Consider the following 23,060-nt stretch of genomic DNA (forward strand, 5'->3'; position numbering starts at 1 on the left):
TTTATAGTCCATCCTTTCTCAAATCTGTTACTCTCTTTGCCTTTCCCTCAAATCTCTGAAGCGAATAAGGCGCTACCAGCTTAATCTGAGTGGCAAGTCCCAGCTGGGCTTTCAGCCCTTTCTTTATTCTTGCCTCCAGCTCGCTTAACATGGAGTAGCTGTCAAGCAGTCTGTCATCTACAAGCTCTACTGTGATCGTCATAACATCCAGTCGGTTCTTTCTCTCCACAAGGATTTCATAATGAGGTCCGATCTCCGGAATCTGGAAAAGTACTTCCTCTATTTGCGTCGGGAATACATTGACTCCTCTGATGACAAGCATATCATCTGCACGTCCGGAAAGATTTTCCATGCGGACCGTTGTTCTTCCGCATTTGCACGGTTCATACATCAGCCTTGTAAGATCCCCGGTACGGTATCTCACAAGCGGAAGAGCCTCCTTCCCAAGACAGGTAACAACCAGTTCCCCCTTCTCTCCCGGGGGCAGAACTTCTCCGGTTTTTGGATCAACAATTTCCGGAATAAACCAATCCTCATTGACATGCATTCCCGCAAGCTGCTCACATTCTCCGGCCACTCCCGGCCCGCACAGCTCGCTCATACCGTAATTCTGCGTGCACAGGAACTGTTCTCCCCATACCTTGTGCATTTCATCCCGCATAGGTTCCGTCATTCCTTCTCCGCCAAACAGACCAATATGTACGTTAAGATCCTTTGCGGGGTCTATTCCTCTTGCCCGGATTTCCTCTCCTAAATGCAATGCATAGGACGGTGTTGCCACAAGCAGTGTTACTTCCATATCCTGCATAAACATGATCTGCTTTTTTGTATTTCCTGATGACATGGGAATCACTGATGCGCCTATCTTCTCCAGTCCGCCATGCAGACCCAGCGCTCCGGTAAATGTTCCATAGCCGAAAGAAATCTGTGCCACATCGTCCGGCGACGCCCCTCCCATACAGGCAATACGTGCAACATTATTCAGCCATACATCCAGATCATGCCTTGTGTAACCTACAACGGTCGGCTTTCCTGTTGTCCCGGAACTTGCGTGGAATCGTACAAGATCTTTTTTGTCCACTGCAAAAAGTCCCATCGGATAATTGTCTCTGAAATCCGCTTTATATGTAAAGGGCAGTTTCGTCAGATCTTCCAAAGTACGGATATCCTCCGGCTTCACCCCTGCTTCATCCATCTTTTTTCGATAAGGAGCAACCTTCTCATAAATATAATGAACTGTCTCTTTCAATTTTTTTAACTGGATTGCTTCTATTTCACTTCTTGGCAGAGTCTCTTCCTTTGCCCAAATCATGACTGTTCCTCCTTTTTTGAGAATCTTGATCCTTTTGTAGTACTTTGCCCTGCCCCTCGAACTCTCCGAGTTCTCGTTCACGGGCTTCGCCCTATAGAAATACAAGACGCCAACTCCGCCTGCAAGCAGGCGTTTTGTCTTCTTGTATTTCTGCACGGCTCATTGCCTACGCGGATATTATAGCACATTACTTTCGCGAGTTAAAGCATTAATTTGCGAAAAATATTTTTTTTTGTAATAGTGCTAATATATATCAGCTGTAAAATTTTCCAGAACAGGATTGTTTTAAAATTTCCTTTCAACCACAAAAGAGAAAGCCAGCGGCTTTCCCTCTCATATCCGTTTCACAAAATCAGTTCGTCCCGTCATGATGCTTACAGGCATATTCTTCCAACTTAACCTTGATCACTTCCACCGCATTGATCCACTTTTCATCAAAGTTATCAAAGTCCTTTCCCGTCTGGTGACGCATAATTACTTTCAGACCGTACAGTTTTTCCTCCGGTGTCTGCATCATTCTTGCTTTCCCGGTTCCGATCAGGCTGGCAAAATAATAACTGTGATCACAGGGCTTTTCCGCTTCCATCAAGCCATGGCGGCAATCAAGCTCCACGCAAACTTCCGGCTCCTCCCGAAAGGTTTCAATCTTGCGTCCCACCTTTGCGCTGTGAAAATAGAATACCGGTTGGCCGTCCTCATATTCACAGCCGAAATTCATGGGAACAATATAAATCTTCCCCTGGCTTTGCATACCGATCCGACACACCTTACATTCCTTTATAATCTCCTGAATATCTTTTAAATCTTTGATCTCACGTTTTGGTCTTCTCATGTTTTCCCCTCCTATTCCGGCGTATAACGGTTAATATCATTCTGGATCAGACAATAGTTTACAATATCCAGATTAAGAATGCTTAAGATCAGATACAGAATACTGTTATCCGTTACATCCGGAAATACCTGAAACGCTTTTCCCATCTGGTAATTCCAGTAATACCCGTAAATGCCGCATGTAATAATTGTAAAGAGAATGACCATTCCTCCGTCTGTATTCCACCTCTGGGGATTGATTCTCCTGGCTGTCTCATTGATCTGATACATCCAGTAAAACATATAAATGCCGCATGTGATGATGGCGAATACCACACATAGCCCAATATTTCTTCTCTGCATATCCTATCCTCCAAAAAAAATTGTCAGTGCTATTATACTATCCCTTTCTTCCTCTTACAAGAGGGACGCAGATCACTTTTTAAATATAAGCACAGGCAGAGGAGGATGATTTTTCCTGTTATAGTATTCCTGAAGGATTACCGTATATTCTCCGGGAGAAAGCTCCTTTAAAAAAGCAAGTAAGGTTTCTTTTTCTTCAAATCCCGTATCTCCGCCACTGTAAATGCAAAGGCTCATAAAACCTCCATGTTTCAATATCTCAAGTCCTTTTTGAACAGCTGCAACGCTTGTTTTGGCGGCGGTAGCAATATTGTGATCTCCTCCGGGCAGATATCCGAAATTAAAACAGATGACATCCATACTCTCTTTCTTTGCATACCGATCCATCTGTTCATGTCCATCCAGGATCAGTTTTGCCCGGTCTTCCACACCATTTTCTTTCAAAAGCGCCTTTGTCATATCCAGCGCCTCCTTTTGAATATCAAAAGCAAGAACCTGCCCCTGTTCTCCCGCCAACCTTGCAAGAAGGAGGGTATCATTCCCTTTTCCCATAGTCGCATCAATATAGTTTCCCTCCCGCGGTGCCAAAGACCGGATCAGAGCATGACACCAATCTGTAATCCGGGAAAAATTTTCACATCGATTCTCTGTCATATTCTTCTTCCTTTCACTGCAACTCTTCTATAAGAATACCCCAACCACTTTGGAAATACCAGCCATTTTCCAAATCTGCGGTTGATTTCCCTTCTTCCGTGACGTATTATAATAAGTGGGAGTATATAGATGGATTTTTCAAGGGGAGATGTATATGAAAGACTGTACTTATTATGATCTTCTTGGTGTTCCTATGGATGCAGACGAAAAAGAAATCGCAGACGCCAAGAATTTTTTAGTGAAAAAAATGCATCCGGATGCTAATGTAAATTGCAGCTTTGATACGACTTCTTATATACAAAATGTGCTGACTGCTTATCGGATTTTAAGCGATCCTAACAGCCGGCGGATTTACGACCGCCGCATCAGAAATCCAATCCGAAGAGAGACAGCGGCCGAAAGAGCTGAGGAGCAAAGCAGACCTCTGTCCCCTAATTTTGCTCCTTACTGGGAAGCCGGCAACAAGCTGAACGGCCTGGTGAGCGAAAGCGCTCTTCTTTTGAAACCGAAACGTTTTGGCAGACAGGAGCCGGATGAGGAACGGCTGACGGCTATTGCCGGTGAGGCTTATCCCCACATACAGGTTCTGGAACAGGGTGAAATTCCCCGGCAATACTGGTTCTCTCACGCTATGAACTGGCTGCTGTTCCAGTGGAGCCAGAACAGGGATCTTCCTTATGCGCTTCTTTATTCTATGTATGACAGCTATCTGGAACAATGTAAATCTGCTTTGGAAAAACGGAAAATCACCAGCCAGGCTTCTTTATTTTTAAACAACCTGGATAAGCTCATTACATACAGACAATTAGGTTAAAAAATTTTTCTCTATTTCCAGCTGTACCAAGAGCTGCCGCTTTAATGCGGCAGCTCTTGGTTATTCAATAGGAAACTCTTTGTTCCGAAGTTTCCGTCCTGCAGGGCAGATCAATGATGACTTCAAATCCTCCATATCTGCTGTGTCCGATCTGCATGGTTCCTCCATGCACCTGTGCAATCTGCCGGACAATCAGAAGGCCCAGTCCATGACGCTGTCCCGTCACGTTTTCATCGCACATCATATAATGGGGCTCATGGTTCAGTTTCTCCAGCTGTTCTTCTGTAATTCCCTGACCGTCGTCTTCCACCCGGATCCGGCATCGGTCCTTGTCTTTCTCTACCGTTACATAAATGGAACATCCCTCCGGGTTATGATTGATGCTATTCTGAAGCAGATTCCCGGCTGCCCGCCCGATCAGCCCCTTGTCAGCCTCCACCAGACAGATGCCAAGGGAATCCTCTGTCAGCCATTGTATCGGATATTTCTCCTCCGGATCTGTATTGATAAAATCCACTACCGTCTGTCTCACAACCGCAACAATATTTATTTCCTCCAAATCAGTAGGCTGCATATTGTATTCCAGCTTAGAGGCAAGATTCAGGTCATTGACAAGATTTTTCATCCTCTGGCTCTGGCGGCAGATCACATCCAGCTCTTTTTTCTGTCGGTCCGTAAGATTGGCATCTCCCAGAAGATGTCCCGCATATCCCATGATCATGGAAAGCGGCGTTCTGATATCATGGGATACCCCGGCAATCCAGTTTGCCCTTGCCGTTTCTTTTTTCCGCAGTTCCCTGTTCCTGGACTGAAGAATCTCAGAAGCCTGATTCAAACTGCCTGCAATATCAGAAAGCAGCCCTTTCTTGGGAATATAGGCTGACCTGCCCTTTGCCAGATTCTCTACCCCTTCCACAATAGGCCCCACAGATTTCAAAAGCTTCATATCTGTAAAAAGATAAATAAATATTACAATTCCGATATTCACAGCGATCATGATAACAGCAAATGGAACGGCATATTTGACCATATTATAATCCCAGGCGGGATAAAGATGTTTCCAAAATGTCTGCTTTTGATATCCGATAATCACAAGCCCTCCATCTGCTGCTGCCGGGAAAGTGGGGCTGTCCTGGAAGCAGCCCCTTGTCAGTTCTGCTGCCATGGAAGGAGTACAGGTCAGCGGCATCTCTTCCGGAAGATTGTCGGTATGCCACAGCACTTTCCCCGTTGCATCTTCAGCGAAAAAAGCCCACACATGTTCCTCTTTCAGCCTGTTCTCTATCTCCTCCGGCAAGCGATATCCGTCTGCAGTCTTCGTAAGCCCTGCCGCCACCTCTTCTGCCGTACTGTAAGGACGGCCATTAGACTGAAAGCCGTATGTTACACTAAACAGAACAACAAGATTTAAGATCGGCAGAAGCCCAAATACACAAAGCAAAGTCAAAACAAGCCTTCGAGCTAATTTTAATACGTTTTTCATCTTACCGCTCCCCTCTGCCCATCCTCCGTCATCAGTTTATATCCCAGCCCCTTCACTGTGATCAATGATGCCGGATGAGACGGATCTGCCTCAATCTTTTCACGGATACGCCGGATATGGGCCATCAGAGAATTTTCATAACCATAAGGATTCTCACCCCAGGCCGCCTCACACAAAGCGTCAATGGTCACGATCCTGCCCGCGTTCCGGTACAGGGCCCCGAGGATTTCAAACTCCTTTGCGGTAAGAGCAACCTTCTCCCCATCCTTTAAAACTTCTGCCCGGTCAAAGTCAATCTGACATCCTTTCAGCTCGACAAGGGGATTCTCATTTCTATAGCTCCGTCGAAGGATAGCTCCTATCCTCAAAGTCAGTTCTCTGGGTAGAAAAGGCTTGACCAGATAGTCATCCGCCCCAAGTCCCAGTCCCTTGAACTTATCTTCATCCTCCCCGCATGCGGTGAGAAAGAGAACCGGATAGTCCTCCATCTCTCTTAACTTTTCAAAGAGAGAAAAGCCATTTCCATCCGGCAGCATCACATCCAGAACAGCCAGCTCCGGATGGAAGGAACGGGCCGTCTCCACCGCCTCCTTCTGGGTGGAAGCAGTGCGGATACTGCTATAGCCCTCTTCCTTTAAAATAGAATATACCATATCTAAAAGTTCCTTCTCGTCATCCACAAGGAGGATCCGTTTCCTCTTTAAATATTCCTGGCCCATACTTTAAAGTCTTCCTTTCCTGTTTTTCTTTCCCAATTATATACCATATCCGGCACGATTGCGAAGAGATGCGGCAAATGTAAGGTAAATGTAAGGCAGGGGAAATGATGCTGTAAGGATGGAGCCCTATACTCAGATTATCAAAAGAAAAGGAGGCATCATATATGAATATCATTGAAACACACAATCTCACAAAGACATACGGAAGTTTCACAGCGGTTCACCGCCTGAACCTCCATATAAAGAAAGGAACTGTCTACGGTTTTCTTGGCCCTAACGGCGCTGGAAAGTCCACAACTATGAAAATGTTTCTCGGCCTTACCCGTCCTACAGCCGGAGGATTTCTGATCAATGGGCTGCAGTATCCAAAAGACCGGATGACAATTCTCAAAAATGTGGGATCGCTGATCGAGGAACCTGCCTTTTACGGGAATTTAAGCGGCCGGGAAAATCTGGAAATTATCCGGCGGATCCTGAAGCTTCCAAAAAATTCCGTGGACGACGCCCTGGAGCTTACCGGCCTGACCCAGTTTTCCAACCGTCCGGCAAAAAAATATTCCCTGGGCATGAAGCAGCGCCTCGGTCTTGCCGGCGCCCTCTTGGGAAGACCGCCCCTTCTCATTCTGGATGAACCTACCAACGGTCTGGATCCGGTAGGCATCCACGAGATCCGCTCTCTGATCCGTTCCCTTCCGGAGAAACTGGGCTGTACCGTACTGGTATCATCCCACCTTCTTCCGGAAATCGAACTGATGGCAGATGATGTGGGGATCCTGAACCGGGGCAGACTGCTGTTTGAAGGAAGTATGGAAAAATTAAGAGAGGAAGCTGCGATGAAGGGATTCCCTTCTGACAATCTGGAAGAAACTTTTCTCGCTCTCGTCGATGAGGACAACAGGAAACGGAGGCATATGCAATGAAACTTTCCATCGAACTTAAAAAATTAAAATCCACCGGATTGATTTTGGCCATCCTGACCGGAGGTATGGCAGCGGCGCTGCTCCCTGTTCTGAACACCTGGTTTCGCACGGAGCTTTTTACCTCTTTGCCTGATTCTCCCCTTGTCGTTCTTCTGGATGCCAACAGCCAGATGATGATCATGCTCAATCTGATCTTAATGATCTGCGGTTCCTGTATCCTGTACCACACGGAATATTCCGAACACGCCCAGCGCAAAATGCTTTCCCTGCCTATAACGCCGGAAAGTCTTTACCTGCAAAAAGCCGTGATTCTGATTCTTGGTCTTCTCTTTCTGCTGATCCTGGAGAGCAGCGCCCTTGTTTTCTGCACGGCACACTGGTTCACCATCACAGAGGATTTTTGGATATTACTTTTAAAAAGTGCACTCTACAGCGCGTTTCTTTCTCTCCCCAGTATCCTGCTCATGCTGCTGATCGCTTCTGCCTGCCAGAATATGTGGGTGTCCCTGGGAACCGGCGTCATTTTCCTTTCTCTGGCATCCTCCCTGACAGAAGGGCCATTTCTTCTCAGACTCTGTCCCTTCATCACACCCTTTCAGACACTGGTTCAGACAGAAGGAGAAGCTCTTTCCTACATCGGCGGCGCTGCTGCCGAAATCCTCATCCTGGGGATAACCGCTGTTATTTTTACTCGTAGAAGGAGGTACACCATATGAATATTCTTTCCCTTACCACAATGGAATTTTATAAGATCAAACGTTCTAAAATCCTGCTGCTTCTGACGGTTCCTCTTATTATTTTGTGGGTTCCCAATGTGATAAACGCCCACATGAGTGCAGAACCTGTCATGGAAGGAATTTCTCCGGCAAATAATTTTCTCATCCAGAGTTTTATGGGATACGTATGGTTCATTCTGCCAGCCAGCATTATTGTATGTACAGTCATGCTGCAGCAAATGGAGCGGACAAATCGGGGAATCCTCAAAATGCTGGCTCTCCCCCTTCATCCGTCCGCCCTTTCCTTATCCAAATTCAGTGTGCTGTTGTCTCTTACCGCACTGCAGTGTGCCCTTATGACAGGGTGTTACCTTCTCTGCTCCCGGATTGCCTCTGCATACACCGGCGCCGACCTGACCAGCCCTCTGGAGACAGCCCTGCCGCTTGCAGTTTCCGTATTTTTATCCTCTCTTCCTATGACGGCTCTGTACTGGACGCTGGCCGTAATCCTCAAGACTCCCGTCTTTTCTATGGTCCTGGGCCTTGCCACCATGGTTCCCAGCGTCCTTTTCATCAACACAAAAGTATGGTTTCTGTACCCGACCTGCTATCCGTTTTACGTAATTACGCAAAAATATGGGCAGCTGGCCGGTGATACTGCGCAAAAGATTGACCTTCTGCCATGGATACCGGCTGCTGCCTCTATTTTCATTCTGTGTCTCTTACTCTCCTGTCTCTTTTTCGGACATGGGGAAAAGAAACACTAAAAGTCAAAGAGTGATAACTGGTTGCTCTCCGGTATATCCCCGAAAAGTCCCAGATCGTTCATCAGATCGATCACTGTTTTACTTACCTTGGTTCTCTGCCGGAAATCGTCCCGGCTTAAATACGGTCCCTGCTCGGAAGCAGCTTCCACTGCTTCTGCCGCCTTATCTCCCATTCCTTCAATGCTGGAGAGAGGCGGCATCAGTTTGCCGTCCACGATCTGAAAACGGGACGCCTTAGCCTTGTAAATATCAATTGGCACAAACTCAAACCCTCTCGCGTACATTTCCTGTACAATGCGCATATCTTTCAGGGTATCCTGCTCTTTTTTGCTCAGGGAATCCTTCCGTCTCATGTAGTCGTTGATATAGAAATTCAGCTGCTCCTTTCCCTGGCACATTAACTCATAGGAAAAGGCGTCTGCACGGATACCAAAATACGCCGCATAATATGCCAGCGGATAATTGATCTTGCAGTAAGCGATACGGTATGCCATCATAACATAGGCCGCCGCGTGAGCCTTGGGGAACATATACTTGATCTGTTCACAGGACCAGATATACCAGTCGGGAACGCCGTGCTCCGTCATATCCTTTTTAAACTCCGGCCATTCCTTACATTTTCCTTTGGCCACCGCCCCTTTACGCACTCTCTCCATGATCGTAAAGGATTCCTCACTGTCCATCCCTTTGTTGATCAGGTACGTCATAATGTCATCACGGGTACAGATCGCCGTAGAAATCGTAGCCTTGCCGCTTAAGATCAGATCCTGGGCGTTATTCAGCCATACGTCCGTCCCGTGGGACAGACCGGAAATACGGATCAGATCTGACAATGTCTGGGGTTTGGTGTCCACCACCATCTGAATAACGAAATCCGTACCGAACTCCGGTATTCCAAGACATCCTACCGGGCAGCCCCCAATATCTGACGGCTTAATGCCAAGAACCTCTGTCCCCTGGAACAGGCTCATCACTCCCGGATCGTCCAGAGGGATCTTCGTAGCGTCAAAACGGTTGTCCGTCTCATTGTATTCATTTTCCATAGCCGGGGAACTGATAAATTCCTCCAGCGTCTTGATCATAGTCGGATCATCGTGTCCCAGAATATCCAGTTTCAAAAGGTTGTGGTCAATGGAGTGGTAATCAAAGTGAGTGGTTACGATATCTGTCCCCATATCGTTGGCCGGATGCTGGACCGGAGTAAAGGAGTTGATATTCTCTCCCAAAGGAAGGACTATAATTCCTCCCGGATGCTGTCCGGTACTTCTCCGGATTCCGGTACATCCCTGAACGATACGGTCAATCTCGCAGATCCGCTTTCTTGCCCCTCTCTCTTCAAAATAATTCTTTACAAAACCGAAGGCGGTTTTATCCGCCAGGGTTCCGATGGTTCCTGCGCGGTATGTCTGCCCGTCTCCGAAAATAACCTCCGTGTACTTATGCGCATTGCTCTGGTAGTCGCCGGAGAAGTTAAGGTCGATATCCGGCTCTTTATTTCCCTTAAATCCGAGAAATGTCTCAAACGGGATATCAAATCCGTCCTTCTTAAGCATTTCGCCGCACACCGGACATTTCTTATCCGGCATGTCCATCCCGCAGCCGCCGGCATATTTCCGCACTTCTTCTGAATCAAAGTCGCTGTAGTGACAATGGCTGCAGTAGTAGTGGGGACTTAACGGGTTTACCTCTGTGATTCCGGCCATGGTGGCTACAAAAGAAGAGCCGACCGATCCACGGGAACCTACCAGATAACCGTCTTCCACCGACTTCCATACCAATTTCTGGGCAATAATATACATCACGGCAAACCCATTGGAAATAATGGAATTAAGTTCTCTCTCCAGCCGTTCTGTTACCACTTCCGGCAAGTCCTCACCATACATTTCGTGGGCTTTGTTGTAACAGATATCTCTTAGCATCTGATCGGAGTTTGGAATGACCGGCGGACATTTATCCGGCCGCACAGGCGATATCTTCTCCACCCAGTCAGCGATCATATTTGGATTGTCAATGACAACTTCCCTTGCCTTGGCAGAACCAAGATATTCAAATTCTTCCAGCATTTCATCGGTCGTCCGGAGGTAAAGCGGCGCCTGGTCATCAGCGTCGGAGAATCCTTTTCCGGCCATGATGATCCTCCGGTAAACCTCATTTTCCGGATCCAGAAAATGCACGTCACAGGTGGCAACCACCGGCTTATTGAACTTCTCACCCAGGCGTATGATCTGACGGTTGATCTCCTTAAGATCCTCCTTGGACTGTACTTTGCTGATCCTCTCGCTGTCGATCATAAAGGCATTGTTTCCAAGCGGCTGGATTTCCAGATAATCATAGTAATTTACAATCCCTGCGATCCGCTCCTCTGATTTATCATCTAAAATAGCCTGATAGAGTTCTCCCGCTTCACAGGCGCTTCCCAGGATCAGACCTTCCCGGTATTTGGAAAATTCACTCTTGGGAATCCGGGGATGCCGGGCAAAGTATTCCAGATGAGATTTGGAGATCAGTGTATAAAGGTTTGTCCGTCCAATGTCGTTTCTTGCAAGAATGATGGCATGATAAGAGGGCAGCTTCTTCACGGCATCTGCATTGTTGGCGCCAAATTCGTTCAGGGCTTTTAAAGTATGGATCCCTCTTTCCTCCAGCATTTCCACAAATTTTACAAATATTTCCGCTGTAGCTCCTGCATCGTCCACTGCCCGGTGATGATTTTCCAGAGAAATATTCAGGGCCTTTGCCACAATATTCAGTTTGAACCGGGCCAGAGTCGGCAGAAGGATCCGGGCCATCGCCACCGTATCCACAGAAGTGAAATCCGGCTGGATTCCCTGACAGCGGCAGTTCTCCTCAATAAAACTGACATCAAAAGATGCATTATGAGCTACCAAAGCTGCGTCCCCCACAAAGGCGAGGAACGCCGGCAAAGCCTCTTCAATCCCCGGTGCATCAATAACCATGGCATCGGTGATACTGGTAAGCTGAGTGATCCTGAAGGGAATCGGCACTCTGGGGTTTACAAAGGTACTGAATCTGTCTGTAATTTTCCCTTTTTCCACTTTCACTGCACCGATCTCTATAATTTTGTCTGAAACAGGGCTGAACCCTGTTGTTTCAATATCGAATACTACATACGTATCCTGCACATTCTGTCCTTTTTCATGGACAGCCACATCGGTCAGATCGTCCACAAGATAGGCCTCTACTCCGTAAATAACCTTAAAAGGGTCATCCTTATCCAAAGTCTCTATGTAATGGTTTGCGTCAGGGAATCCCTGGACAACTCCATGGTCGGTGATAGCAATTGCCTTATGCCCCCAGTCGTGGGCGCGCTTCACGATATCCTTCACCTCGGACACTCCGTCCATATCGCTCATCTTCGTATGACAGTGGAGCTCCACACGCTTCTCCGGCGCTGTATCTTTCCTGGATACAGTAAAATCCGGAATCTTGCGTATGCCGGTCACAGAGCCGATGGTAAGCTCCCCGTCAAATTTATCAATAGTAGTGACACCCTTGATCTTCAGAAAAGCCCCCGGTTTGATCTCTCCCAGCATATCCGGCAGCTGTTCGTTGCGCACAAACATTTTTACCATAATAGTATCTGTAAAATCTGTCACTGCATACATAAGGATAGTCTTTTCATTGCGGATTTCCCGTGTGTCAAAGCTGATGACTTTTCCCCGAATGGTAATCTCGCCCATCTCGCCGACCACGTTCTCCAGCTCAATGGCCTCATCGTCAAACTCCCGTCCGTATATGATATTCGGGTCGTCTGATTTCCGGAAGGAAGAAAACTCCCGTTTGGGAAAGCCGCCGCCTTTTTGGAAACCTCCGCTTTTGCGTGGGTTCTCCTGTCCCGCCTTGCTCCGCGGCTCCTTGGATTTTGCCTGTTCTTCCTTCTTTTCTTCCTTTTCTTCCCCGGCTTTCTGCTGCCTAAGAAGCCGCTCTTTTCGAAGGGACTGATTTTTCTCTACAATAGCCTCTACTTCCTTTTGAAGTTTCAGCTCATTGTATTTCAGCTTGCTTTCCTTAGGCTTTTCATATATCACGCGCACTTCAACCGGTACATGAAAACGGTCGTTGAATACCGTCTGAAGAAGCTGGACGACTGAATCTTTTTTGCCTTCAGCAATGACTGTATCTTCCATTTTCAGGCAGAGGATATTTCCGTTTTCAAAAGAGTAGGTGGAACTTTGCAGCATATTTTTTTCCACCACGCTTTTTCTCTCCGCCTCCAGAAGCAGACTGTCAAAATATTCCCGCATCAGATTTTCCGGAGTATACTGCGCAGACAACTCATACTGTTCTCTTACTTCAATGCGGATCTTTGTTCGGGCAAAGAGCTGCTCTTTTATCATCGTCTCCACTTCATAGATCCGTTTTTTCTGTATAAGGTGACGGCTGAAAATGTAGACACGTATAAAATCCCGCGTGGAATTGGAGGCGACTTTTGTCACCTCCACTCCTTCAAACATCATTCTGATCTCTTCATTTACTTTTAAAGTAGGAAATACTTCAAAAAACGTTTTAGTCATTCCAGTGCATAAGCTCCCATCTAAGTGTGTCTAAAAGTTCCTCTTCTTTTACTTTTTTCACAACCTGACCTTTTTTGATCAGAAGGCCTTCACCGATTCCTCCCGCAATACCGATGTCTGCTTCCCTGGCCTCTCCGGGCCCGTTTACCACACAGCCCATAACAGCCACCTTCAGATCCAGAGGAATATCTGCCACCATATTTTCCACCTGATTGGCAAGTCCGATCAGATCGATCTTGGTTCTTCCGCATGTGGGGCAGGATACAACTTCTATTCCTCCCTTTCGCAGGCCCAGCGTGCGAAGGATCAGCTTCGCGCTTTTGATCTCTTCTGCCGGGTCTCCGGTAAGAGATACGCGAATGGTATCCCCGATCCCCTGGTTGAGAATAATGCCAAGACCAACTGCAGACTTAATATTTCCGGAGAGCAACGTCCCTGACTCGGTAATTCCCACATGAAGAGGATACGGACATACCTTCGCAATTTCCTCATGGGCTTTTACGCACATCAGAACATCGGAAGATTTGATACTGACTACCAGATTGTCATAACCCATCTCCTCGATCATATGTACCTTGTCCATGGCGCTCTCCACGATCCCCTCTGCCGTAACTCCTCCGTACTTTTCTACAAGAGGTTTCTCCAAAGAACCGCTGTTTACTCCCACACGGATGGGAATCTGAAATTCCTTCGCCTTGTCAATCACTGCCTGCACCCTGTCTTTAGAACCAATATTTCCCGGATTGATCCGAATCTTATCCGCCCCGTTTTCAATGGCTGCAATGGCCAGGCGATAATCAAAATGAATATCCGCCACCAGAGGAATATGAATCTGTCTCTTGATCTCTTTAAGTGCCTGTGCAGCCTCCATCGTCGGAACTGCACAGCGGATGATCTCACATCCGGCCTTTTCCAGACGATGTATCTGATCCACCGTACTTTTCACATCTTCTGTCTTTGTATTTGTCATGGACTGAATGGCAACTTTGTTTCCGCCGCCGATCCAGACGTCTCCGATTCTGATCTGTTTTGTCTCGTTTCTTGTCATAACATTTTCCTTCTTTCCTTTCATCTGGCCCTTTGCCACTAAAAGCCCTCCTGCCTTCCCGTAAGACATATGCTCCGGTATGACATAAAGGGCTTTTCTTTATACACCTGCTCTACTGTTTCTCGAATATCATCTGTTCTCCATACTCTCTCTCTGTCAGTGTAAGCTGCTGCTGATCTACACTGTAAGAAAAGGTAGTCGTCAGATTTGTCAAAGCATTCTGAAGGTTTTCTTCCGTATATGTTCCTCCGGATGCCTCTGCCGCCCGGGTAAGTTCCTCTGCATCTGCCCTGATAGCAATTGTCTTTTCTTCTTTGTCAATGGAACATCCCAATTCTACCTGTACATTGCCGGCCTCTCCAACCTCCGGAATATTTGCCGTCAGGGAATCTTTTCCATTTATCTCAAGAACCAGATCATTATCTTCACTTTTCCATGTCCCCTCCAGAGGATTGGAAGTAAACATACGTACCAGGAAGAAAATTGCAATCAGAATAATCACAATAGAGCTGACTGTCATCACAATTCTCCATAATCTGCTTCTTTCCGCTTCATTATTGTTTGCTATTAACATATTTCCTCAGTCCTCTCAGATTTCATTTTTCAATGAAACCCCTTTCTTAAAATTATATTTTGTTTTCTCTCCCCTGTCAACGGGATATCCTTTCACTGGTTTAGACACCTCATTTTTCTATTTTTCTCTTTTCGCGTCATTTGCGCAACATTTTGTTGAATATTGCCACCTTTCTCCAACTGGAAAATCGAAACTGGTAAAATATGGTATCACTACAAAGGAGGATACGGTATGTCATTTGCAACCAGACTAAAAACACTACGCGCCGAACACCATATGACTCAGAAGGAACTGGCATCACGCATGAACCTTGCCCGAACCACGATCACAGGATACGAAACGAAAAACCGCCAGCCTTCTCACGAAAAGCTGGCAGACATGGCTTCCATTTTCGGTGTAACTGTGGACTATCTCCTGGAAGATACCAATAATCCCCTTTTATCTTCTTCTGTACTGCAGACACAGCATGAGCGTCTCCTGGATGACAAAGTCATGAAGCTGTATCGTCAGCTTTCCCTTCATTCTAAGGAGGAAACTCTGCGTTATCTTCAGCTTCTCGAACTCTGGGAAAAGAACCAGGATTAGCTGTCCGCGTCTGCTTTCTTTACAAATCTGTCGTAAATATATTGATTGGCCGAAATTTCCTGACTGTCATCCAGGGGAATCAAACTGTCATCTCCATACTTGCGTTCCAGGGCCCGTGCGATCAGGTAATCACTTACCTGCGGGTTTTTCGGAAGCAACGGTCCGTGCAGATAGGTGCCGATCACATTTTTATATACAACTCCTTCATATCCGCTTTTTCCGTCGTTTCCCGACCCATACAGCACTTTCCCAAAAGGCTTGTTTCCATTAATATACGTTCTTCCCCCATGATTCTCAAATCCCACCACTGGCAAGTCAAAAAGGTCGCTTTTCAGCACAATGTTGTCGATCAGTCTGCCCTCTTCCTGCTCTGTATATAAGTCTACCAGATCGAGGCCTTCTATTATACCATCTTCCGTGCGGTAATATTTTCCAAGAAGCTGGTAGCCTCCGCACACAGCAATTACCACGCCGCCGTCTTCTACATAGTCTTTAAAATCTTTCTGAATAGATTTCAGCTTCTGGCATACGATCATCTGCTCTCTGTCAGACCCCCCTCCCAAAAGCACAATATCCAGTTTTGTAAAATCAATTTCATCGTTTAACTCAAACTCTATCGTTTCCGCCTCAATACCGCGCCATTTACAGCGCTGCATCAGGCAGGCGATATTTCCTCTGTCCCCGTAGAGGTTCAGAAGATCCGGATACAGATGTCCGATGGTGATTTTTCTTTGTTCATTCCCTTCCATTACTTCTGTCCCTCCAATTTCTTAAGCACATTTCTTGTACTGAAAAGCGCTGTATAATTTACCAGTACATAAAGGTTGCCGCACCCGTTTTCCACCCGTTCCAGAATGGCCTTTTCCACATCCTCTTCCAGCATGGACGGAATATCCACATACTTCAGACGAAGGCGCATATCCTGGCAGCGGATGCCGCTCACGGTGATGGAACCTACTGCTGTCTTTTTAAAACGGTCAAAATCCACATCCCACAGCCAGGACACATCAATGCCGTCCTGGGCATTGTCATTGATGACAATGATCAGATCTTTCAAAGACTCGTCCTGCATCACTGCAGAAATATTCTGATTAAAACCAGCCGGATTCTTGGCAAGGTTAAGCACAACCTTGGTATCTTTGATCTGGAACTGCTCCATACGGCCGTTCTCCGGATTAAAATGCTCCAGCATCGACTGGAAGTGAGCAAGGTCAAGTCCGGCTGTCCGCCCGGCTGCATAGGCCGCAAGAATATTGTATATGTTGTAAAATCCCCGGTAATTGGCAGTCAGATTCCTTCCTTCCACCTGGAAAGAAAGGGCGTTTCTGATCTCAATACCAGAAGCTGTATAGTCAATATCCGGTCTTTTGAAATCACACTGGCTGCACTTATAAATTCCAAGCTGGCTGTAATGATAAAACTCGTACTCCAAGGCAGCTCCGCATTTCTTGCAGAACCGTCCTTCCCGGATTTCATTGGAATCGCTGTCGTCCAGTACTTTTTCATTGATTCCGTAAGTAATGTACTCATTTCCCGCATCCATGGCAAGGAAAGCCGAAAGGGCGTCATCCCCGTTTACGATCAGCTTCATCTTCGGCGCGCTTTGCATCACTTCTTTTAAAAGATTCATGGTAATATCAATCTCGCCGTACCGGTCCAGCTGATCCCGGAACAGATTGGTAAGCACCATGTAGTCCGGTTTGAAGTGCGGAAATACTCTTCGGGTGGATGCTTCATCGACCTCTATACAAGCATAATCTGCATCCAGCCTGCCTGTAAGACCGGATGCCAGCACAAATGCAGCTGCCACTCCATTGAGCATATTGGAGCCGGTATGATTGCACACAACCTTATTTCCTTCTGCTTCCAGCGCTGCGCAGAGCATATTGTTGGTCGTCGTTTTTCCATTTGTTCCGCACACGACAAAAATATCTTTCCTCACCTGGGATGCCAGATCCTCCAGAATCTGCGGATATATCTTCAGTGCAATTTTCCCGGCCCAGGTCACTCCCTGTCGGTGAAAAATATGGACACTTAACTTTTCTGCTGTCTTTGCAGCCCATATGGCCGCTATTTTTCTTAAGCCCATTGATCTTATTCCTTTTCCTATTGTCTGCGGCATCGGCGCCGCTTTTCTTTATTTCCTGTACTATTTTACCTGCTGCCTGTCCACAAGTCAACCTTGCCATTTTTTGTTACAAAACAGCCTTGTTATATTATTCACAATTTTTTCCGGTTTTTCTGTGAAAACTTTGTGACCTATTGATATTTACTATTTTCTGCTGACATGATATGATACATGCAGAAAGAAGATAGATATATTTTTAACAATTACTTCTTTCTACATATTCTTCACAGCGTCCCAGGTACGCAGTATTCTCACAGCGGTCATGTCCGATAAAACTGCTGTGCAAGAATCAAAACCTTTTTTCATACAATAGAATCCTTTAAAACGGAAAACAGCTTCAGGTTTCGCCGCCTGAAGCTATTTTCTTGTTATTGAGCTCTATTGTTCTTTTTCAAGAATCCCCATCAGTATTTTCTCCGGTGTGATCGGAAGTTCACGATGCCAGATGCCAGTTGCATTAAAGACTGCATGTGCGATTGCAGGAGCGGGGGTGTTAATAACAACCTCTCCAATTGATTTTGCTCCGAATGGTCCTGTCTCTTCATAGCTGCTTTCAAATTCAACATGGAGCCGTCCCACATCCAGACGGCTTGGAATCTTGTACTGCATAAGAGAATCTTCTAATATTTTTCCGTTTTTATTATAAGTAATATCTTCATAGAGCGCCATTCCGATCCCCTGAGCCAGACCGCCTTCTGTCTGCACTCTGGTAAGATTCGGATTGACAGGGGTTCCACAGTCCACAACAGCTGTATAGTCAAGGATCTCCACTGCTCCTGTCTCCTTGTCAATCTCCAGCTCTGCCATACCTACCATGACAGGCGGAGGAGAGACAGGCGAAGAATGAGTAACCGTCACCTGAACCGCTTCCCGGTTACCGCTCATGGATTTCGTAGCAACCTGTCCGAGGGAAACGCTTGCAGAACCGTCTGCCATTCTTACATGGTCTGCTTCAAATACGACATCTTCTACAGCGCACTTCATTAAATCCGCTGCAATATGGCAGATCTTCTCTTTCAATTCCTTGCAGGCTTTCTCTACTGCCTTTCCCGTTACATACATCGTGCTGGATGCATAGGAACCGGAATCATAGGGAGAAGAATCTGTGTCAGCGCCATAAACAATAATATTGTCCAGGCTGCATTCCAGACATTCTGCTGCCACCTGTGCCAATGTAGTGTCACATCCCGTTCCCATATCCGCCGCTCCAATGGAAAGGATGTAAAAGCCTTCATCGTTGAGCTTGATCGTAGCAGAACCTACATCCACACCGGAAATTCCAGAGCCCTGCATTGACATGGCAACGCCTTTCGCACGGATTTTTCCATTGCCGGCATCCCAGGAAAGAGGCTTCTCATCCCAGTGAGTAATTTCTTTTGCTCTTGCCATGCAGCGGTCCAGTGCGCAGGCTGTCATTTTTTCATTGTAATAGGCCATGGCTGTCTGGCCTTCTCTTACCATGTTCTTCTCACGGATCGCCACCGGATCCATATGAAGCTTATCCGCCAGCTCATTGACGATACTTTCCACTGCAAAAATTCCCTGTGTCGCCCCATAGCCCCGGTATGCTCCTGCTGCCTGCACGTTGGTGTAGACAACATCATAGCAGAAACGGTAAGCTTCCATATTACTATTGTAAAGCGGAATGGATTTATGTCCGCTAAGTCCTACTGTCGTCGGCCCGTGTTCGCCATATGCCCCTGTGTTGGAAAGGGTATAGACGTCCAAAGCCCGGATCGTTCCGTCATTCATCGCTCCGATCCGCACCTTAACTTCCATCTCATGGCGCGGTGAACCGGCGATCTGACTCTCCTGCCTTGTGTAGATCAGTTTAGCAGGCTTACCTGTCTTCCATGTGACAAAAGCAGGAAATACTTCTGTTACACAGGACTGCTTCGCCCCGAAACCTCCTCCGATCCGTGGTTTAGACACACGGATTTTGGATTTTGGAATATCAAGGGCATTTGCCAGAATACGGCGCACATGGAAAATAATCTGCGTGGAGCTGGTTACATGAAGCCGTCCATAGGGATCCATGCAGGTATAAGTACGGAACGTTTCCATCATAGCCTGACTGTCGGCTTTCGTATGATATTTATGTTCCAGAACCACATCGCACTCATCCATTACCTTATCCACATCCCCGTGTCCATCCTTTGCTGAGGCACAAAGGTTGCGGGTGTTATCTGCCCCCACCGGACACAGAGCTTTCCAGTTATCCTCCGGATGCACAAGCACTTTATTGTCTTTTGCCGTACGGAAATCCAATACCGGCTCCAGTACTTTATATTTTACTTTGATCAGGCGCAGTGCCTTGTCCACTGCTTTCTCATCCTGACCAGCTACAATTGCAGCCGCATCTCCCACAAAGCGCATTCTCTGATCCAGGATCAGCCTGTCATAGGGGCTTGGCTCCGGATAGGTCTGTCCGGCCATTGTAAATCTCTTATTGGGCACATCTTTGTAAGTATAGATAACCTCAATTCCCGGAACCTTCATGGCAATATCCGTATTAATTTCCTCAATAAGGGCATGAGCATAGGGACTGTGCAGTATCTTTACTACAAGGCAGTCTCCGGGAGTAATGTCGTCGGTATAAACCGGCTGACCTGTCACAAGAGCCATAGCGTCTTTCTTTCGCACCGGCTTATTTACATAGCGGCAATTCATTCCTGGCACTTTATCCGGCATTATGCTTCCCCTCCCTTCTCCTGACTTGCATTTTGCTTCTTATATTCAATGTAGGCGCGGATTCCCCGAAGCTGTCCCTCATATCCGGAACATCTGCAAAGATTCCCTGCCAGATATTCTTTGATCTCCTCGTCTGTCGGATCCGGGTTCTCCCGGAACATGGCAATTCCATTCATCATAAATCCCGGATTGCAGAAGCCGCACTGTTCCGCCCCCTGATCCGCAATATAAGCGCCAAATCCTTTGGCCTCCTCCTGAAGTCCTTCCAAAGTAGTCACCTTATGTCCGTCTGCTCTGGCAGCTAAAAGGCTGCATGATAAAATCGGCTTATCATCCAGAAAAACCGTGCACAGACCGCAGTTGGATGTCTCACAGCCCCGTTTCACACTGTAGCATCCCTGTTTTCTCAAAAAATCAATCAGCAGCATATCAGCGGAAATTTCCGCATTCACCTTTTTTTCATTTATCCATAATTGAATCTGCATTCTTTCATCCTCACATCAAATTACTGGTTTACATTGCCTGGCGAGTCAGTCCTGCCATATAGAAAATAAACTTTCTTACAGAGCAAGAAGAGCACGTTTTGCCAGCACACCTGCAATCAGCTTTCTGTACTGCGCACTTCCCCTAAGATTTGTTCCTGTATCCACTGTCTCTGAAACATAGCTTCCGAACTTTTCGGCGCTCTCTTTATTGATCCCCTGAGAGAGGATTCCCTTTTCATCTCTTAAGCAGACTGCCTTCATAGGCCTTGCGCCGATCACACAGCGAATCTCATCTTCCACCTGGGATACACAGCAGGTCAGCACCGGAAAATCTGTCTTTGTATTTCTCTGTGAAAGGTACACTGCTTTGACCGGCTTTTTCGGGATCACGATCCCGGTCAGAATATCCCTGTCGTAAGGAAGAGCGGCAAATTCTTCCACAGAAATCCGTCCCCGCTTATACAGCTCTACCTGTGCATCAAGGGCCATCATTACTGTCAGCACATCGGAAAATCCGTACCGTCCGAAAACACTGCCGCCTACAGTCGCCATATTTCGGAACTGCACGCCTACGATGTGCTTCACGCTCTCCTGCAGCGCATTCCCTGTCCAGGCATTTAAGCCCGCATGCTGCTCCAGCTGGCGGAGCGTTACCATCGCTCCAATACGGTACTCCTTTTCATCCTCTTCTATCGTATCTAATCCCAGACCAGACAGATCAATGGCGGTTCCCACATTTTTCCTCTGCATCTTCAGCCACAGCATACCGCCGAGAACCACATTGCTTTTCTTCTGGTTCAGCTCATACGCTTCCTCCAGGCTGGACGCCTTTACATACTGCTTGATCGTTAACACACCTTTTCTCCTTTGCTTTTTTCTTTTTATTTGTTTTTCTTTTTCTCTGCAACAGAAAAGCACACCCCGGGGACCTTTTATTTTCAATCCGCGGCATGCGTCTTTTGCTGTACAAAAATTATTCTGTCACTTATTTAGATGATTTATTAGTTTGAATTATACCATAGCTTCCCGCTTCTCTTCCACAAGTTTTTTCAGCAATCCCCTGCATCCCTTCACTACATCCTCATATGTCCGGTCAAAATTCCCGGTATACCAAGGATCCACAATATCATCGGAACTTTGGGCAAATTCCAGAAGTTTGTACACCTTATGGGCCGGATCCTTTCCGATGATCCTCATAATATTCCGGATATTCCAGTCATCCATCCCGATAAGATAGTCATAATTTTGATAATCTTTCTTTGTCATCTGCACAGCGTATTTCCCTGTTGCTTCGATGCCATGCTGCCTTAACTTCTCCCGCGTTCCCCGGTGGACCGGATTTCCCAGCTCTTCCCGGCTGGTAGCCGCCGAGGCAATGTGGAAATGATCTCCCAGACCCTGCTTTTGTACCATGTCGCGGAATATAAATTCGGCCATGGGAGATCGGCAGACGTTGCCGTGGCAGATAAATAGTATTTTTATCATGTTCGCGTTTCTCCTTAAGTCCTCTTTCTTGATAATGTTGGCTTTGTATTACGATTCGATTCTTTCCACTTTAAGTAGTCTTGATATAACGTTTGAAGTATAGCATATCCGGCGCTGCTCTGCCATAGCCAAATCTATAAAACGCCATGGTTCGGCCTTGTATATCTTCCAGTTCGTCAATAACTTTTTCAATGAAAATAATCTATTTTCAAAAAACAACCTCATTGACATACATGCAGATTGCATGATACCATATACATGCAAAGTACATGTATGGGGGTGAGTTTTTGCCACGTAATAAGTATCCAGAAGAAACAGTTCAAAAAATATTGGACGCTTCTTTAAAATTATTTTTAGAAAAAGGGTACGAAGAAACAACTGTATTAGATATTATAAGCGAAATGGGCGGACTGACGAGAGGCGCTTTTTATCATCATTTCAAATCAAAGGAAGAAGTATTTGATGCTTTATGCGAAAAACTTTTTTATGAGAGTAATCCCTTTGAGATGGCAAAAAGCCACAAAGAACTGAACGGATTAGAAAAGTTGAAGTTCGTATTAAAAACATCTTTTGATGAAACAGAGCATCATCAGTTAAGTATGGCATCCATGCAGCTTATGGGAAGTCCAGCTTTTCTAAAAAAACTGATTGAAAGTAATCAGGAACTGGCGCCTATGTATCAAGAACTGATCGAGGAAGGAATACAAGACGGTTCAATTAAATCAGAACAGCCAAAATTATTAGCAGATTTATTTGTTCTTTTAACGAATTTCTGGTCGATACCTACGATATATCCCATGACTAATGATGAAGCATGGCAGAAATTTTTAATGATCAAATCGATCATGGATAATCTGGGGCTTCCAGTAATTGATGATGAAATTGTCAAGTTATGCAAAGAAAACGCTTAGCGCTGCACATGAAAATAAGATTGTCGAAAGGCAATTTTATTTTTAATAATATACATACAT

The 23,060-nt window shown here is 46.2% G+C and carries 21 protein-coding genes; 6 read left to right on the forward strand and 15 right to left on the reverse strand.

Features of this window, described 5'->3' with window-relative positions; translation table 11 throughout:
- Nucleotide 1 precedes the first annotated feature (1 nt).
- From EUBC25_RS02670 to mnmM, 4 genes are all read right to left on the reverse strand, one after another.
- Nucleotides 2-1,312 carry a phenylacetate--CoA ligase family protein gene (locus EUBC25_RS02670; RefSeq protein WP_230106710.1) on the reverse strand — a complete coding sequence of 437 codons (1,311 nt, stop codon included), beginning with the start codon at nucleotides 1,310-1,312 and terminating at the stop codon, nucleotides 2-4.
- Between the two features lie 352 nt (nucleotides 1,313-1,664).
- Nucleotides 1,665-2,144, reverse strand: a complete 480-nt coding sequence (locus EUBC25_RS02675) for a pyridoxamine 5'-phosphate oxidase family protein (RefSeq protein ID WP_230106711.1) — start codon at nucleotides 2,142-2,144, stop codon at nucleotides 1,665-1,667.
- An 11-nt stretch (nucleotides 2,145-2,155) separates the two neighbouring features.
- Nucleotides 2,156-2,485, reverse strand: coding sequence for a DUF4234 domain-containing protein (locus tag EUBC25_RS02680; RefSeq protein WP_230106712.1), 330 nt, complete (start codon nucleotides 2,483-2,485; stop codon nucleotides 2,156-2,158).
- Between the two features lie 72 nt (nucleotides 2,486-2,557).
- Entirely contained in the window at nucleotides 2,558-3,139 is a 582-nt protein-coding gene (gene mnmM, locus EUBC25_RS02685) for a tRNA 5-(aminomethyl)-2-thiouridylate-methyltransferase MnmM (RefSeq protein WP_230106713.1), read from the reverse strand.
- 154 nt (nucleotides 3,140-3,293) lie between these two features.
- On the opposite strand from mnmM, the gene EUBC25_RS02690 reads away from it, so the two are divergent.
- Nucleotides 3,294-3,953 carry a J domain-containing protein gene (locus tag EUBC25_RS02690; protein WP_230106714.1) on the forward strand — a complete coding sequence of 220 codons (660 nt, stop codon included), beginning with the start codon at nucleotides 3,294-3,296 and terminating at the stop codon, nucleotides 3,951-3,953.
- 64 nt (nucleotides 3,954-4,017) lie between these two features.
- On the opposite strand, the gene EUBC25_RS02695 is transcribed toward EUBC25_RS02690, so the two are convergent.
- Nucleotides 4,018-5,436: a sensor histidine kinase gene (locus EUBC25_RS02695; protein ID WP_230106715.1), complete on the reverse strand. Its 1,419-nt coding sequence runs from the start codon at nucleotides 5,434-5,436 to the stop codon at nucleotides 4,018-4,020.
- A complete protein-coding gene (locus EUBC25_RS02700) occupies nucleotides 5,433-6,155 on the reverse strand; it encodes a response regulator transcription factor (protein ID WP_230106716.1) in 723 nt (240 codons plus the stop codon). Before EUBC25_RS02700 ends, EUBC25_RS02695 begins: the two co-directional genes overlap by 4 nt.
- Before the next feature lie 164 nt (nucleotides 6,156-6,319).
- Between EUBC25_RS02700 and EUBC25_RS02705 the strand changes: the two genes are divergently transcribed.
- From EUBC25_RS02705 to EUBC25_RS02715, 3 genes are read left to right on the forward strand one after another with little or no spacing between them, the layout of a single operon-like run.
- Nucleotides 6,320-7,075 carry an ABC transporter ATP-binding protein gene (locus EUBC25_RS02705; RefSeq protein WP_230106717.1) on the forward strand — a complete coding sequence of 252 codons (756 nt, stop codon included), beginning with the start codon at nucleotides 6,320-6,322 and terminating at the stop codon, nucleotides 7,073-7,075.
- Nucleotides 7,072-7,791 (forward strand): ABC transporter permease, encoded by a 720-nt coding sequence (locus EUBC25_RS02710; RefSeq protein ID WP_230106718.1) that lies wholly within the window; start codon nucleotides 7,072-7,074, stop codon nucleotides 7,789-7,791. Before EUBC25_RS02705 ends, EUBC25_RS02710 begins: the two co-directional genes overlap by 4 nt.
- Complete coding sequence (locus EUBC25_RS02715) at nucleotides 7,788-8,558, forward strand: ABC transporter permease (RefSeq protein ID WP_230106719.1); 771 nt, start codon at nucleotides 7,788-7,790, stop codon at nucleotides 8,556-8,558. Before EUBC25_RS02710 ends, EUBC25_RS02715 begins: the two co-directional genes overlap by 4 nt.
- Here EUBC25_RS02715 and EUBC25_RS02720 read toward each other — a convergent pair.
- From EUBC25_RS02720 to EUBC25_RS02730, 3 genes are all read right to left on the reverse strand, one after another.
- Nucleotides 8,555-13,093, reverse strand: coding sequence for a PolC-type DNA polymerase III (locus EUBC25_RS02720; RefSeq protein ID WP_230106720.1), 4,539 nt, complete (start codon nucleotides 13,091-13,093; stop codon nucleotides 8,555-8,557). The genes EUBC25_RS02715 and EUBC25_RS02720 overlap by 4 nt on opposite strands.
- Nucleotides 13,086-14,141, reverse strand: a complete 1,056-nt coding sequence (gene ispG, locus EUBC25_RS02725; RefSeq protein WP_230107533.1) for a flavodoxin-dependent (E)-4-hydroxy-3-methylbut-2-enyl-diphosphate synthase — start codon at nucleotides 14,139-14,141, stop codon at nucleotides 13,086-13,088. The genes EUBC25_RS02720 and ispG overlap by 8 nt, the downstream gene beginning before the upstream one ends.
- A 112-nt stretch (nucleotides 14,142-14,253) precedes the next feature.
- Nucleotides 14,254-14,715, reverse strand: a complete 462-nt coding sequence (locus tag EUBC25_RS02730) for a hypothetical protein (RefSeq protein ID WP_230106721.1) — start codon at nucleotides 14,713-14,715, stop codon at nucleotides 14,254-14,256.
- A gap of 231 nt (nucleotides 14,716-14,946) precedes the next feature.
- On the opposite strand from EUBC25_RS02730, the gene EUBC25_RS02735 reads away from it, so the two are divergent.
- Nucleotides 14,947-15,300 carry a helix-turn-helix domain-containing protein gene (locus tag EUBC25_RS02735; RefSeq protein WP_230106722.1) on the forward strand — a complete coding sequence of 118 codons (354 nt, stop codon included), beginning with the start codon at nucleotides 14,947-14,949 and terminating at the stop codon, nucleotides 15,298-15,300.
- On the opposite strand, the gene EUBC25_RS02740 is transcribed toward EUBC25_RS02735, so the two are convergent.
- The 6 genes from EUBC25_RS02740 to EUBC25_RS02765 form a co-directional block, all read right to left on the reverse strand.
- Nucleotides 15,297-16,049, reverse strand: coding sequence for a type 1 glutamine amidotransferase (locus EUBC25_RS02740; protein ID WP_230106723.1), 753 nt, complete (start codon nucleotides 16,047-16,049; stop codon nucleotides 15,297-15,299). The two genes, EUBC25_RS02735 and EUBC25_RS02740, sit on opposite strands and share 4 nt — an antisense overlap.
- Entirely contained in the window at nucleotides 16,049-17,389 is a 1,341-nt protein-coding gene (locus EUBC25_RS02745) for a Mur ligase family protein (RefSeq protein ID WP_230106724.1), read from the reverse strand. The genes EUBC25_RS02740 and EUBC25_RS02745 overlap by 1 nt, the downstream gene beginning before the upstream one ends.
- A 417-nt stretch (nucleotides 17,390-17,806) precedes the next feature.
- On the reverse strand, nucleotides 17,807-20,119 hold the full coding sequence (locus EUBC25_RS02750; RefSeq protein WP_230106725.1) for a xanthine dehydrogenase family protein molybdopterin-binding subunit: 2,313 nt from the start codon (nucleotides 20,117-20,119) through the stop codon (nucleotides 17,807-17,809).
- Nucleotides 20,119-20,604 carry a (2Fe-2S)-binding protein gene (locus EUBC25_RS02755; RefSeq protein ID WP_230106726.1) on the reverse strand — a complete coding sequence of 162 codons (486 nt, stop codon included), beginning with the start codon at nucleotides 20,602-20,604 and terminating at the stop codon, nucleotides 20,119-20,121. The genes EUBC25_RS02750 and EUBC25_RS02755 overlap by 1 nt, the downstream gene beginning before the upstream one ends.
- 75 nt (nucleotides 20,605-20,679) lie before the next feature.
- Nucleotides 20,680-21,459 carry an FAD binding domain-containing protein gene (locus EUBC25_RS02760; RefSeq protein WP_230106727.1) on the reverse strand — a complete coding sequence of 260 codons (780 nt, stop codon included), beginning with the start codon at nucleotides 21,457-21,459 and terminating at the stop codon, nucleotides 20,680-20,682.
- A 156-nt stretch (nucleotides 21,460-21,615) separates the two neighbouring features.
- Nucleotides 21,616-22,089, reverse strand: coding sequence for a low molecular weight protein-tyrosine-phosphatase (locus tag EUBC25_RS02765; RefSeq protein WP_230106728.1), 474 nt, complete (start codon nucleotides 22,087-22,089; stop codon nucleotides 21,616-21,618).
- A 287-nt stretch (nucleotides 22,090-22,376) separates the two neighbouring features.
- Here EUBC25_RS02765 and EUBC25_RS02770 point away from each other — a divergent pair, with 287 nt between their 5' ends.
- Nucleotides 22,377-23,000, forward strand: coding sequence for a TetR/AcrR family transcriptional regulator (locus EUBC25_RS02770; protein WP_230106729.1), 624 nt, complete (start codon nucleotides 22,377-22,379; stop codon nucleotides 22,998-23,000).
- Nucleotides 23,001-23,060: the final 60 nt, after the last annotated feature.

The sequence above is a fragment of the Claveliimonas bilis genome, from assembly GCF_020892095.1.
Taxonomy (GTDB): domain Bacteria; phylum Bacillota; class Clostridia; order Lachnospirales; family Lachnospiraceae; genus Claveliimonas; species Claveliimonas bilis.